This window comes from Planomonospora alba, from assembly GCF_039534085.1.
GTDB classification, from domain to species: domain Bacteria; phylum Actinomycetota; class Actinomycetes; order Streptosporangiales; family Streptosporangiaceae; genus Planomonospora_B; species Planomonospora_B alba.
On record NZ_BAAAUT010000013.1, the window covers coordinates 15,230 to 27,950 of the forward strand.

Genomic DNA, 12,721 nt, shown 5'->3' on the forward strand with positions numbered 1-12,721 from the left:
CCTTACGCGAACGGGAAGGCGACGATGCCCTTGGCGACCAGCCGTACGTAGAGGTCGGCGCCCATGACCGAGAACATGGAGGCCAGCGCCAGCTCCTGGTGCTTGGCGTTGAGCTTGGAGACGAAGGTCCACGCCTTGTACCGGAGCGGGTGCCGGGAGAAGTGGTTCAGCCGCCCGGCGGTGATGTGCCGGCAGGAGTGGCACGAGAGCGTGTAGGTGACGATCAGGACCGCGTTGACGACCAGGATCCACGAGCCGAGCCCGTTCGGCTTGGCGACGAGGGCCTTGACCGCGTCGTAGCTGAGGATCAGGCCGATCACGATCGCGGCGTAGAAGAAGTAGCGGTGGACGTTCTGCAGGATGAGCGGGAAGCGGGACTCACCGGTGTACTTGCCGTGCGGCTCGCCCACGGCGCACGCCGGAGGGGACAGCCAGAAGCCCCGGTAGTACGCCTTGCGGTAGTAGTAGCAGGTGAAGCGGAATCCGGCGGGCAGGGCCAGGATGAGGAAGCCCGGCGGCAGGGTGTACCAGTCGCCGAACGGCGCCCAGCCGAACAGGCGGGCCTCTTCCGGGCAGCTCGTCGCCAGGCACGGGGACGTGAACGGCGCGTGGTAGGGCGACACGAAGTAGTCCATGTCGAAGATCGCCCAGAAGCTGTAGACGAGGAACGCCGTGAAGATGAGGAAGGTGACCAGTGGATACCGCCACCACTGGTCGGTCCTCAGGGTGCGCTCCCGGAGCTGCGCGCGCTGCCTTCTGGCCGGGCTGTCGGCCGTTGTCTGGGTCATCGGAGACGCCTCCACCTCCCGCGGACCCTGCCCGCCGGGGGTCCGGGTCGTTTCAGTTGTGGCCGCGCGCGCCGAGCCGCCGCGGCGACTCTTACGGGCGCGCGCCTGTCGGTGGGGGATACGTTACGACGGGACCCGGGAATTGTGTGAGAAGCATCACTCACATTTTCACGGTGGAAGTGTGATTCCCGTCACTCCGGCCTGACGGGGTGCGACGCTCAGTCGGTGGACGGCAGCTTCACCACGGTCACGAAGAAGTCGTCGATCCGGCGGACCACGTTGATGAACTGGTCGAAGTCCACGGGCTTGGAGACGTAGGCGTTGGCGTGCAGGTTGTAGCTGCGCAGGATGTCCTCCTCCGCCTCGGAGGTGGTCAGCACGACGACCGGGATGCGGCGCAGGTCGCCGTCGCTCTTGATGTCCTGGAGCACCTCGCGGCCGTCCTTGCGGGGCAGGTTGAGGTCGAGCAGGATCAGGTCGGGCCGGGGCGCGTCGGCGTACTCGCCCTCGCGGCGCAGGAAGGCCATGGCCTGCTCGCCGTCGTTGACGACGTGCAGCTTGTTCCTGACCTTGTTGAGCTCGAACGCCTCCTTGGTCAGCAGGATGTCGCCCGGGTCGTCCTCGACCAGCAGCACGTCGATCCAGCGGAACTCATTCATGTGCGTCTCCTGCAGGAAGGGTCCAGCGGAACGTCGTCCCGCGCCGGGGGGAGGCCTCCGCGCGCCCGCCGTCCGGGGCGCCGTTGTCCACCCAGATCCGCCCGCCATGGTATTCGACGATCTTCTTGCAGAGCGCCAGTCCGATCCCGGTGCCCTGGTAGGCGTCGCGGCCGTGCAGCCGCTGGAAGATCAGGAAGATCCGGTCGGTGTACTTGTCCTCGATGCCGATCCCGTTGTCGGCGCAGGAGAACTCCCACATGTCCCCGTCCCGGCGGGCCCCGATGTGCACCCGGGGGGCCTCCTCGGAGCGGAACTTGAGCGCGTTGCCGACGAGGTTCTGGAAGAGCTGGATGAGCTGGGCGCGGTTGCCGAGCACCACGGGCAGCTCGTCGCGGGTCACCGTCGCGCCGGTCTCCTCGATCTGCGCCGAGAGGTTCTCCAGCGCCTCCGCCAGCGGCACGGCGCTGTCCAGGGGGACGCGCTCGCCGCCGGCCCGGCCGGCCCGGGATAAGTCGAGCAGGTCGCTGATGAGCGCCTGCATGCGCTTGGCGCCGTCCACCGCGAAGGAGATGTACCGCCTGCCCTGCTCGTCCAGGCGGTCGCCGTAGCGCTGCTCCAGCAGCTGGCTGAAACTGGCCACCTTGCGCAGCGGCTCCTGCAGGTCGTGGCTGGCCACGTAGGCGAACTGCTCCAGCTCGGCGTTGGAGCGCCGCAGCTCGGCGGCCTGCTCCTGGAGCTTCTCCTGCGCCCGGGTGGTCCGCCGCCACTCCGCGACGATGCGGCGGCGCATCGCGTCGACGTGGCCGGAGAGCTCCGCCAGCTCGGCCGGGCGCTCGACGTGCAGCCGGTGCTCGAAGTCGCCCTGGGCGACGGCCCGGACCTGCGCGGTGAGCGTGGCCACCGGCCGCAGTACGGCGTGGCGGACGATGAGCGTGAAGCCGACCCCGGTCAGGACCAGCACGGCGGCCATCGCGCCGAGCGCGGCGTAGAGCATCCGCCAGCCCCGCTCCAGCCGGTCGGTGGCGTCCGTGTGCAGGGCGGTGAGGTGGTCGCGGAGCGCGGCCAGCGAGGACTGGACCGCGCGGAAGCGCTCGGTGCCGGCCCGCGCGCGCTCCGCGGCGGAGGCGTCCTCCTCGGACGGCGGGCCGGCCGTGACCGCGTCGCCGTACTCCCGGCGCCAGGTCTCGGCCGCGGCCCTGAGCGTGCCGAGCTCGGCGCGGACCGCCTGGCTCTCGGGTATCCGGGGGATCAGGCGTTCGAGCGCGGCCAGGGCCGCGTGCTCCGTGGCGACCGCGTCGCGGTAGTCGCCGCGGTGGTCCTCGTCGCCGGTGCTCGCGTACGCGCGCGCCGCGCTCGTCTGCGCGGTGAGCGCCCCGGACAGCTCCAGCACGCGCAGGGCGGCGGGGTCGACGACCTCGACGAGCGTCTCCCGGGCCTCGCTGGTCGCGGCGACCGAGCCGGCCGTGACCGCGATCCCGGAGGCGAAGGACAGGGCGGCGGCCGCACCGGCGATCAGGAACCAGCGGCCCACCGGCAGGCGGCCGGCGCCGCTCGCGGCGGGGGCGGAGAGCGGTCGCGGCCGGGTGAGGTCGCCCACCGTCAGGTGCTCCGCGCGGTCCCGGCGACGAGCACGGTGGCCAGGTCGTCGGTGAGAGCCTCCTCGTTCAGCTCGATGACCCGTTCGATGAGCCGGTCGAGGTGGATGCCGCCCTGCTCGCGGATCAGCCGGAGCAGCCCCTCGGTGCCGAGCAGGTCGGGGCCGCCCCCGACGGTGGCCTCGATCAGGCCGTCGGTGTAGAGCAGGACGGACCAGTCGCGGCCGAGCGGCACGTCGATGGGGGCCCAGTCCACGTCGGGGAAGATGCCCAGCGGCGGCCCGGAGGGGGTGCCCGGCACGACCTCCACCACGCCGTCGCGGATCAGCACGGGCGGCGGGTGGCCGACGACGTGCAGGCGGGCGTGGGAGAACGCGGGGTCCACGGTCATCGTGCACAGGGTGGTGAAGATCTCCGCGGACTTGCGTTCGAGGCGGAGCACCGAGTCGAGCGTGTGCAGCACGTCGTTGCCGGTGTGCCCGGCCAGGACCAGGGTCCGCCAGGCGATGCGGAGCGAGACCCCGAGCGCGGCCTCGTCCGGGCCGTGCCCGCAGACGTCGCCGACCACCACGTGCACGGATCCGTCGGGTCTCTGCACGGTGTCCCAGAAGTCGCCGGCCAGCAGGGTGCGCTGGCGGCCCGGCAGATAGCGCGACTCGTGGCGGAGGCCGCCGTCCCGCAGCACGGGGACGGGCAGCAGGCCGTGCTCCAGGCGGGAGTTCTCCTTGGTGACGAGCTCGGCCTCGACCAGCTTGCGCTGGGCCATGTCGGCGCGCTTGCGCTCCATGGCGTAGCGGACGGCGCGGATCAGCAGGCGGGCGTCGATGTCCTGCTTGACGAGGAAGTCCTGGGCCCCGGCGGAGACCGCCTCCACCCCCACGTGGGAGTCGTTGAGGCCGGTCAGCACGAGCACGGCGGCGTGCGGGGCCATCGCGAGCACCTGCTGGAGCGCCTCCAGACCGCTGGCGTCCGGCAGGGAGAGGTCGACGAGCACGCATCTGACCTCGTCGGTCAGCCGGACCAGGCTCTCCGCGAGGCTGCGCACCCAGATGATCTTCGGGGGGTTCTCGGCCTCGCTGAGCAGCTCCTCCACGAGGAAGGCGTCACCCGCGTCGTCCTCGATCAGGAGGAGCGTGAGTGTTTCGTTGGGAGGGGCGGTCACTGACGCCTCTTCGGGTCGGGGGATCCGTTAACCCTATGAGAATAGTGCCGCGACCTCGATGATGCGGATACGTGATCGAATCACACGGGTTTCAGGGGGCCTGGCCCGCTCCGAGGAGCTCGACCCCCGGGGGGAGGCTGCCGTCGTGGGCGGCCTCGGCGAGGAAGAACAGCAGGGTCGCGCGGAACGCCTGGGCCGCGCGGGTGGGTTCGACGTCCTTGCGGTGGGCGAGGGCGACGGTGCGGCGGAGCCCGGGCGGGGCGAGCGGCGTGCCGGTCAGGCCGGGCCGGCCGTCCAGCACCATCGAGGGGACGAGCGCGATGCCCAGGCCCGCCTCCACGAAGCGGAGCACGGCGTCCATCTCCCCGCCCTCCACGGCGAAGCGCGGCTCGAAGCCCGCCTGGCGGCACGCGTTGAGCGTGGCCTCCCGCAGGTCGTAGCCGCGCCGGAACATCACCATCGGCCGTCCCCGCAGGTCCTCGATCCGCACGTACGGCCGGCGCGGGCGCGAGGCCGAGGGGGAGACGACGACCAGGTTCTCCCGCAGGATCTCCTCGGTGACCAGGGCGGGGTCGTCGCTCTGCAGCGGCAGGATGATGAGCGCCAGGTCGAGCTGGCCGCGGGCCAGGGCGCGGACCAGGTCGCGGGAGCCGCCCTCCTCCACCAGCAGCTCGATGCCGGGGTAGGCGCGGTGGAAGCGGGCCAGCGCGTCGGCCATCAGCCCGGCGCACAGGGAGGGGGTGGCGCCCAGCCGCACCCGGCCCCGGCGGAGCCCGGCCAGCTCGCCGATCTCCCGCCGCGCGGTCTCGGCGTCGGCGAGCATGCGACGGGCCAGCGGCAGCAGCGCCTCGCCGGCGGGGGTGAGGGTGACGTTCCCCCGGGCGCGGCTGAACAGCGGCGCGCCGAGCTCGGCCTCCAGAGCCTTGATCTGCTTGCTCAGCGACGGCTGTGCGACGCGCATCCGCTCGGCTGCCTGGGTGAAGTGCCGGGCCTCGGCGACCGCCACGAAGTAGGCCAGTTGCTGGAGCTGCACGCTTCCCTAGCGTAGGGATGCCCTGATCGCGGGCTTCGCCCGGCCCTCCTGCGGGGGCGGGCGCGCTGCCTTATAACATGCCGATGTCGGGAGCGAAACGGGGTCGTGATGAAAGGTGTGAGATTGCTCGCACTTGATGACACCGTGTCAGCACGGGAGCCCCGGGAATCCAGACGCAATAGCCGGAGGCTATGGAAACCACGCCCATGATGACTTGGACGTGACCAAAGTCCTTTTCTTAGCGTCAGGGCTGTGACTGCCATTGATGGGCGCGGAAGGTCCACCGCGCCGGTTGCCCCCCCAGCCAAGCCAGTGACGCCCGCGACGCCCGGCCGCAAGCCCGGGTTCCTCGCCTCCTCCAACGGGAGGAAGGCCGTGATGGCCGTCACCGGCGCCGTTCTCGTGATCTATCTCGTCCTGCACATGGCAGGCAACCTCAAGATCTATTCGGGCGCGGAGTCGTACAACGCCTACGCCGAGTTCCTGCGCACCATGGGCGAGCCCGCGGTCCCCTACCGGACCGTGCTGACCGTCATCGAGGTCGTGCTGGCCGTCAGCGTCGTGCTGCACATGTGGGCGGCGATCACGCTGGCCCGCCGGGCGGGCCGGGCCCGCCCGGTCAAGTACGCGGCCAAGCGCAGGTCGCAGGCGAACGGCTACGTCGCGCACATCATGCGCTGGGGCGGCGTCACCATCGCGCTGTTCGTGATCTGGCACCTGCTCGACCTGACCTTCGGCACGGTGAACCCGGCCGGTTGGGACGGCACGCCGTACGAGCGCATGGTCCAGGGCTTCGCCCCCGAGCGCTGGTGGGTCACGCTCTTCTACGCCGTCTCCGTCGTGATGGTCGGCCTGCACCTGCGGCACGGCCTGTGGAGCGCCTTCCAGACGCTGGGCCTGGCGAGCGGGCGCAGCTACCGCCCGCTGCGGGCGACGGCCGCGGTGATCTCCGCGGTGCTGGTCGTCGGCTTCCTGGTGGTCCCCTTCTCGATCATGATCGGAGCGGTCAAGTGAGTGAGCTGTACACCGAGGGCGAGCCGATCCGCGACACCAAGGCGCCGGACGGCCCGATCGAGGACCGCTGGGAGAAGCGGAAGTTCAGCGCCAAGCTGGTCAATCCGGCCAACAAGCGCAAGATGCACATCATCGTGGTCGGCACCGGCCTGGCCGGCGGCTCGGCCGCCGCGACCCTCGGTGAGCTCGGCTACAACGTCACCTCGTTCTGCTACCAGGACTCGCCCCGGCGCGCGCACTCGATCGCGGCGCAGGGCGGCATCAACGCGGCCAAGAACTACCGCGGCGACGGCGACTCGATCTACCGGCTGTTCTACGACACCGTCAAGGGCGGCGACTTCCGCGCCCGCGAGTCGAACGTCTACCGCCTGGCCCAGGTCAGCGTGAACATCATCGACCAGGCCGTGGCGCAGGGCGTGCCGTTCGCCCGCGAGTACGGCGGCCTGCTCGACACCCGCTCCTTCGGCGGCGCCCAGGTCTCCCGGACCTTCTACGCCCGCGGCCAGACGGGCCAGCAGCTGCTGCTCGGCGCCTACCAGGCGCTGGAGCGGCAGATCGCGGCCGGGACCGTCAAGATGCACACCCGCCACGAGATGCTCGACCTGATCGTGAGCGACGGCCGGGCGCGCGGCGTCATCGTCCGCGACATGGTGACCGGTGAGATCGAGCGGCACCTCGCCGACGCGGTCGTGCTGGCCACCGGCGGCTACGGCAACGTGTTCTTCCTGTCCACCAACGCCAAGGGCTGCAACACCACGGCGATCTGGCGGGCGCACCGGCGCGGCGCGTACTTCGCCAACCCGTGCTACACCCAGATCCACCCGACCTGCATCCCGGTCAGCGGCGACTACCAGTCCAAGCTGACCCTGATGTCGGAGTCGCTGCGCAACGACGGCCGCGTCTGGGTGCCGAAGAAGGCCGGCGACACGCGCGAGCCCGCCGACATCCCGGAGGAGGAGCGCGACTACTACCTGGAGCGCATCTACCCCGCCTTCGGCAACCTGGTCCCGCGCGACATCGCCTCCCGGGCGGCCAAGAACGTCTGCGACGAGGGCCGCGGCGTCGGCCCCGGCGGGCTCGGCGTCTACCTCGACTTCGCCGACGCGATCAGGCGGCTCGGCCGCGACGCGGTGGAGAAGAAGTACGGCAACCTCTTCGAGATGTACGAGCGCATCACCGGCGAGGACCCCTACACCCGGCCGATGCGCATCTACCCCGCCGTGCACTACACGATGGGCGGCCTGTGGGTGGACTACGACCTGCAGTCCACGATCCCCGGCCTGTTCGTGATCGGCGAGGCGAACTTCTCCGACCACGGCGCCAACCGCCTCGGCGCGTCCGCGCTGATGCAGGGCCTGGCCGACGGCTACTTCGTGCTCCCGACCACGATCGGCGACTACCTCGCGAACGGCCCCTACGGGGAGGTCGACGAGGCGGCGGTGGCCGAGGCCGAGACCGCGGTCCGCACCAAGATCGAGAAGCTGCTCTCGGTCGACGGCAACCGCACCCCCGACTCCTTCCACCGCGAGCTGGGCAAGCTCATGTGGGACTACTGCGGCATGGAGCGCACCGAGGAGTCGCTGCGCAAGGCGCTGGAGCGGATCCCGGAGCTGCGCGAGGAGTTCTGGCAGAACGTGAAGGTGACCGGCACCGCCGAGGAGCTCAACCAGGTGCTGGAGCGGGCCGGCCGGGTCGCGGACTTCTTCGACCTGGCCGAGCTGATGTGCATCGACGCCCTGCACCGCACCGAGTCCTGCGGCGGCCACTTCCGCGCCGAGTCGCAGGACGCCGACGGCGAGGCGCTGCGCGACGACGAGAACTTCGCCTACGTCGCGGCCTGGGAGCACGGTGAGCAGGGGCCGATCCTGCACAAGGAAGCCCTGGAGTACGAGTACGTCAAGATGACCCAGCGGAGCTACAAGTGAACCTCACACTCAAGGTCTGGCGCCAGAAGGGGCCGGAGGACAAGGGCCGCATGGTCACCTACCGGGTCGAGGACGTGTCCCCGGACATGTCCTTCCTGGAGATGCTCGACGTGCTCAACGAGAAGCTCATCCTGGAGGGCGACGACCCGATCGCCTTCGACCACGACTGCCGCGAGGGCATCTGCGGCATGTGCGGCATGGTGATCAACGGTGTCGCGCACGGCGAGCAGGTGGCCACCACCACCTGCCAGCTGCACATGCGGCACTTCGAGGACGACGCGGTCATCACCATCGAGCCGTGGCGCGCCGCGCCGTTCCCGGTGGTGAAGGACCTGGTCGTGGACCGCTCGGCGTTCGACCGGATCATCCAGGCGGGCGGCTTCATCTCCGTGCCCGCCGGTTCGGCCCCGGACGCCCACAGCGTCCCGGTGAAGAAGGCCGACGCCGACGCGGCGTTCGACGCGGCCACCTGCATCGGCTGCGGCGCCTGCGTCGCGGCCTGCCCGAACGGCTCGGCCTCCCTCTTCACCGCGGCCAAGATCACCCACCTGTCCCTGCTCCCGCAGGGCCAGCCCGAGCGCGACTCCCGCGCCAGGGCCATGGTGGAGCAGATGGACGCCGAGGGCTTCGGCGGCTGCACCAACACCGGCGAGTGCACCGCGGTCTGCCCCAAGGGCATCCCGCTGGAGACCATCGCCCGGATGAACCGCGACTACCTCAAGGCGTCGAAGTAGCCGCAGGGGGCGTATGCTCCCTTCCTGCCCGGGGAGCCGGTCCGCGCGCGAACGGGCGCGACGGGCCGGTCGCGGGCGGCCTGCCGGCCCGGGCGGTCGGGAGGCGGCGTGAGCGGGCGCGGGCCGTACCTTCGTGGGGAGGTACGGCCCGCGCTTTTCTCCGCCCTTTCCGGGCCCGCCCTTTGGCGGGCCTACCACGGGCTGACCCGGTCGCAGCTGGACGCCAAGCACAAGACCTACGGCAGGCAGGGCTACTACCCGGTCAGCGTCGACGGCGAGTATGTCCCGGGCCAGGGCGTGGTCTACGCCGCGGTCTGGGTCAAGAACTAGCCGCCCGCGCCGTGGCCGGGGCGTGCGGGGCCGTACGGCACGGCCGCGTCAGAGGTGCGCGCGCAGGGCGGCGGTGAACCACTCGCAGGCGGGGGCCATCGGGGGGAACGGCGGGCGGCCGTTGAGCACGACCATCAGCTGCCAGTACCGCTCCACCCGCCGGTCGGTGAACGCCTCCAGCGTGTCGGCGATCCGGAGGCGCTCCCCAGCCGGGAGCGCCGGGTCGACGATCCGGTCCAGGACCCGCCTGCCCTCGGGGGAGTCGGGGGCGACGCCCGCCGCGAGCGCGCCGCCGGCGTGCTCCATGATCTTGTCGTGGTCGTAGCCCCCGGGGGGCGACTTCATCTCCTGCCGCATCCGCCGCTGGAAGTCCTCGTCCATGGCGAGCAGCACCATCCGGCGCACCCGCCGCAGGAACCCCTCGTCGGAGACGAGCTCGGCGAGCTCGATCCAGGCGTCGACCTGCTCGGCGGAGGGGTCGGCCGGCAGCTCGGCGGGCATCAGGCGCATCGCCTGGGCGATGTAGGCCCCCGGGGCCTCCGGATCGAGTCCTTCGAAGGCGCGGTCGACGAAGTCGTCGATCATGCGCTGCCGCTCCCGTGCGGACAGCCGGGCGAGTTCGTGCATGAGTCTCATCTCCTCGGTGGTGCTTGCACGCCGGGCGACCGACCGCAGCACCGCGCGGCGCAGCCGCAGGGCGCGGATCTCCACGTCCAGGGCGTCGGCGTGCGTGCGGGCGACCTCGGACACCGTCACCTGCCGGTGCAGGACCCGCCGGACCGTCTCCAGCCCCAGTCCCAGCTCGCGCAGGGTCTGGATCAGCTCCAGGCGGGCCACCGCCTCGGCGTCGTAGAGCCGGTGGCCGCCGGCCGAGCGGCGGGCCGGCTCCAGCAGGCCGCTGTCGGACCAGAAGCGGATGGTCCGCACCGGCAGGCCGGTGCGGCGGGAGAGCTGCCCGATGGACAGCGGCTCGGCGCGGTCGTTCACGAGACGATCCTCGGATCTCCAGTCACTGGAGGTTCAACCCCGATCGCCGACAGGCCGTCGGCGGCCTCGGCGATCACGGTCATGTCCGGCTGGGCGTCGAGCACGAGGCGGAAGGCGCTGCGGATGCCCTCCTGGTCGTCGGCGATGAGGATGCGGATGGGCACGCCGATCATCGTGCCAGAGGGATGCGGGCCGACAGGGACCAGCCGCCGGGCACGGCCGCCGCGCGCAGGGCGCCGCCCATGGCCTCGACGTGCCCGCTGAGGCCCGGGAGGCCGAAGCCGCCGCGGCGGCCCGCCCGCCCGCCGGACGCGCCGCCACCGGGTGCGCAGGGGGCGCGGGCGGCCGCCGCCTCCAGGGGAGAGGCGGGGGAGAGAGGCCGCAGCAGTCACACCGATGCCGCGGCGACCGACGGCACGCAGGCCCCCACGGCCCGCCGCGCCGGGGACCAGCGGGCGGTCAGCGCGGCCAGGGCGGTCGGCGCGAGACCCTCCGCCATCCCCCATCCGCCGCCGCCCTCGCCTACCACCTCCGCCGGCGGGGCCGCTGCCGTCGCTGCGGGCGCGGCGCGGCGTGGTCCCGTGCCGGTGAAGGGTCCGCACTCATCCTGACGGCATCGGATGATGGCATACGACTCCCTTTCCTTCCCTAACATGTCCTCATTGAGAGGAGAATAGGGTATTTTCATGGCGAAACGTCTCCGTCTGCGGGGCGTGCCGGTGGACCGCTGCGATCCGCCCCGCGCACCGCCCGGCCGTGGGGATCCGACAGGAAAGGAGTGCTCGCGCCATGAGCACGATCTACAAGTCCGAAGCCGGCGCGCGTGAGATCCGGCGGCGCTACCAGGAGCTGCTGGACGCCTGGCCGGTCCCCGCCGAGCACGTGCGGGTGCCCACGCGCGAGGGGGAGACCTTCGTCGTCGTCTCCGGCCCGAAGGGGGCGCCACCCGTGCTGCTGCTGCACGGCTCGGGGGCGAACGCGGCGATGTGGCTGGGCGACATCGCCTCCTGGGCCCGCTCCTTCCGCACCTACGCCGTCGACCTCGTCGGGGAGCCGGGCCTGAGCGCGCCGTCCCGGCCGCCCCTGGACTCCGGCGCGCTCGCGCTGTGGCTGGACGACGTGCTGGACGGCCTCGGGCTCACCGCCGCCTCGCTCGTCGGGGCCTCCCTCGGCGGCTGGGTGGCGCTGGACTACGCCACCCGCCGCCCGGAGCGGGTGAGGCGCCTGGCGCTGCTGTGCCCGGGCGGCCTGGGCCGGCAGCGGACGGGCTGGATGGTCAAGGCCCTGCTGCTGCGCCCGTTCGGGCGCCGGGGGCTGCGCCGGACGGCGCGGTCCGTCGCGGGCCTGGAGTCGCCGGAGGCCCGGCCGTTCCTCGACTACCTGGTGCTGGTCTTCACGCAGTTCAGGCCGCGCACGGAGCGGCTGCCCGTGTTCCCCGACGGCGCGCTGCGCCGCCTGGACATGCCCGTGCTGGTGGTCGTCGGCGGCCGGGACGCCATGTTCGACTCCGCGGAGACCGCCCGGCGCGTGCACCGGTGCGTCCCGAACGCGACCGTGGACCTCCTGCCCGAGGTCGGGCACTCGATCATCGGCCGGACCGAGCAGGTCGCGGCGTTCCTGCGCGGCTGACCCCCTGCCCCGCCCGGGGCCTCAGCCCAGCTCGGCGACGAGCTCCTGGCGGAGGGTCTCCAGGTCGACGTCGATCTCGGACAGGATCCGGCGGGCCGGTCCGGGGCCGGCGCGCAGGATGCCGAGGAGGATGTGGCCGTCGGCGATGTGGTTGTGCCTGAGGGCGATGGCCTCGCGCAGGGAGAGCTCCAGGGCCTTCTTCGCGGGCGGGGTGAAGGGGATGTGCCGGCCGCTGACCGTGCGGCCGCGGTGGTCGCGCTGGGGCGGCCGGTCCAGGGCGCCGGGGCCGAAGGCGGCCTCGACCTTCTCCCGGATGGCGGACAGGTCGATGCCGATCGTCTCCAGCGCGTCGGCGTCGATCCGGTCGCTCCCCATCGGGGGGATCATGCCGAACACGGCCCGGTAGGCCCGCTCGTGGTCCAGGCCGTGCCGGGCCAGCACCCGAGCGGAGACCGTCTGGGGCTGGTCGAGCAGGCCCAGCAGGACGTGCTCGCTGCCGATGAAGTGGTGGTTGAGCCGCCGGGCGTTCGCCTGGGCGAGCTTGACGGCCTGGCGGGCGTCGCGGGTGAACCGCTCGAACATGCCTACTTCTCCCTTCTCAGGAGCCCGCGGCCCCCTGCGTACTTCTTGTGCACCGCCTGCCGGGAGACCTCCAGGCAGTAGGCGATCTCCTGCCAGGACCATCCCTGCTCGCGGGCGTTCTCCACCTGAAGGGCCTCCAGGCGGTCGACCAGCATCCGCAGCGCCCGCACGGCCCGCAGGCCGACGGCGGGGTCGCGGCTGCTGGCGTCGGAGGCCAGCTGCGCCGTATCGCTCATGCTGTCAATGTAGGTTGACGCGGGACTTTATGTCAACCCTGGTTGAC

14 protein-coding genes and 1 pseudogene are annotated in these 12,721 nt (G+C 71.8%); 5 read left to right on the top strand and 10 right to left on the bottom strand.

The window, feature by feature from the left end:
- Positions 1-2 precede the first annotated feature (2 nt).
- From ABD823_RS09840 to ABD823_RS09860, 5 genes are all read right to left on the bottom strand, one after another.
- Entirely contained in the window at positions 3-788 is a 786-nt protein-coding gene (locus ABD823_RS09840) for a hypothetical protein (RefSeq protein ID WP_344858065.1), read from the bottom strand.
- A 218-nt stretch (positions 789-1,006) separates the two neighbouring features.
- Complete coding sequence (locus tag ABD823_RS09845) at positions 1,007-1,447, bottom strand: response regulator (protein WP_344858067.1); 441 nt, start codon at positions 1,445-1,447, stop codon at positions 1,007-1,009.
- Entirely contained in the window at positions 1,440-3,044 is a 1,605-nt protein-coding gene (locus tag ABD823_RS09850; RefSeq protein ID WP_344858069.1) for a sensor histidine kinase, read from the bottom strand. Before ABD823_RS09850 ends, ABD823_RS09845 begins: the two co-directional genes overlap by 8 nt.
- Before the next feature lie 2 nt (positions 3,045-3,046).
- A complete protein-coding gene (locus tag ABD823_RS09855; RefSeq protein ID WP_344858070.1) occupies positions 3,047-4,204 on the bottom strand; it encodes a PP2C family protein-serine/threonine phosphatase in 1,158 nt (385 codons plus the stop codon).
- A 91-nt stretch (positions 4,205-4,295) separates the two neighbouring features.
- Complete coding sequence (locus ABD823_RS09860) at positions 4,296-5,237, bottom strand: LysR family transcriptional regulator (protein WP_344858072.1); 942 nt, start codon at positions 5,235-5,237, stop codon at positions 4,296-4,298.
- Positions 5,238-5,549: 312 nt separating this feature from the next.
- Here ABD823_RS09860 and ABD823_RS09865 point away from each other — a divergent pair, with 312 nt between their 5' ends.
- From ABD823_RS09865 to ABD823_RS09880, 4 genes are all read left to right on the top strand, one after another.
- The gene (locus ABD823_RS09865; RefSeq protein WP_344858074.1) at positions 5,550-6,251 is read left to right on the top strand and encodes a succinate dehydrogenase cytochrome b subunit; all 702 of its coding nucleotides are present in this window, start codon (positions 5,550-5,552) and stop codon (positions 6,249-6,251) included.
- On the top strand, positions 6,248-8,176 hold the full coding sequence (locus tag ABD823_RS09870) for a fumarate reductase/succinate dehydrogenase flavoprotein subunit (RefSeq protein ID WP_344858075.1): 1,929 nt from the start codon (positions 6,248-6,250) through the stop codon (positions 8,174-8,176). Before ABD823_RS09865 ends, ABD823_RS09870 begins: the two co-directional genes overlap by 4 nt.
- On the top strand, positions 8,173-8,910 hold the full coding sequence (locus tag ABD823_RS09875; protein WP_344858077.1) for a succinate dehydrogenase/fumarate reductase iron-sulfur subunit: 738 nt from the start codon (positions 8,173-8,175) through the stop codon (positions 8,908-8,910). The genes ABD823_RS09870 and ABD823_RS09875 overlap by 4 nt, the downstream gene beginning before the upstream one ends.
- A gap of 108 nt (positions 8,911-9,018) precedes the next feature.
- Positions 9,019-9,240: a hypothetical protein gene (locus ABD823_RS09880; RefSeq protein ID WP_344858080.1), complete on the top strand. Its 222-nt coding sequence runs from the start codon at positions 9,019-9,021 to the stop codon at positions 9,238-9,240.
- Between the two features lie 48 nt (positions 9,241-9,288).
- Here ABD823_RS09880 and ABD823_RS09885 read toward each other — a convergent pair whose 3' ends face one another.
- Both ABD823_RS09885 and ABD823_RS09890 read right to left on the bottom strand, forming a co-directional pair.
- Positions 9,289-10,227, bottom strand: a complete 939-nt coding sequence (locus ABD823_RS09885) for a helix-turn-helix domain-containing protein (RefSeq protein WP_344858082.1) — start codon at positions 10,225-10,227, stop codon at positions 9,289-9,291.
- Positions 10,224-10,391, bottom strand: coding sequence for a helix-turn-helix domain-containing protein (locus ABD823_RS09890; protein ID WP_344858084.1), 168 nt, complete (start codon positions 10,389-10,391; stop codon positions 10,224-10,226). The genes ABD823_RS09885 and ABD823_RS09890 overlap by 4 nt, the downstream gene beginning before the upstream one ends.
- 625 nt (positions 10,392-11,016) lie before the next feature.
- Between ABD823_RS09890 and ABD823_RS09895 the strand changes: the two genes are divergently transcribed.
- The gene (locus tag ABD823_RS09895) at positions 11,017-11,856 is read left to right on the top strand and encodes an alpha/beta fold hydrolase (RefSeq protein WP_344858086.1); all 840 of its coding nucleotides are present in this window, start codon (positions 11,017-11,019) and stop codon (positions 11,854-11,856) included.
- A 21-nt stretch (positions 11,857-11,877) separates the two neighbouring features.
- Here ABD823_RS09895 and ABD823_RS09900 read toward each other — a convergent pair whose 3' ends face one another.
- From ABD823_RS09900 to ABD823_RS09905, 3 genes and pseudogenes are all read right to left on the bottom strand, one after another.
- Positions 11,878-12,243 (bottom strand): Clp protease N-terminal domain-containing protein, encoded by a 366-nt coding sequence (locus ABD823_RS09900; RefSeq protein WP_425566588.1) that lies wholly within the window; start codon positions 12,241-12,243, stop codon positions 11,878-11,880.
- 57 nt (positions 12,244-12,300) lie between these two features.
- A pseudogene (locus ABD823_RS34600) lies at positions 12,301-12,438 on the bottom strand (Clp protease N-terminal domain-containing protein); the annotation flags it as partial.
- A gap of 2 nt (positions 12,439-12,440) precedes the next feature.
- On the bottom strand, positions 12,441-12,674 hold the full coding sequence (locus ABD823_RS09905) for an RNA polymerase subunit sigma-70 (protein ID WP_344858089.1): 234 nt from the start codon (positions 12,672-12,674) through the stop codon (positions 12,441-12,443).
- Positions 12,675-12,721: the final 47 nt, after the last annotated feature.

Excerpts from the sequence above, each read along its gene's own strand:
- ABD823_RS09900 (WP_425566588.1), bottom strand. The coding sequence starts at position 12,243 with ATGATCCCCCCGATGGGGAGCGACCGGATCGACGCCGACGCGCTGGAG.
- ABD823_RS09895 (WP_344858086.1), top strand. The coding sequence starts at position 11,017 with ATGAGCACGATCTACAAGTCCGAAGCCGGCGCGCGTGAGATCCGGCGG.
- ABD823_RS09905 (WP_344858089.1), bottom strand. The coding sequence starts at position 12,674 with ATGAGCGATACGGCGCAGCTGGCCTCCGACGCCAGCAGCCGCGACCCC.
- ABD823_RS09840 (WP_344858065.1), bottom strand. The coding sequence starts at position 788 with ATGACCCAGACAACGGCCGACAGCCCGGCCAGAAGGCAGCGCGCGCAG.
- ABD823_RS09845 (WP_344858067.1), bottom strand. The coding sequence starts at position 1,447 with ATGAATGAGTTCCGCTGGATCGACGTGCTGCTGGTCGAGGACGACCCG.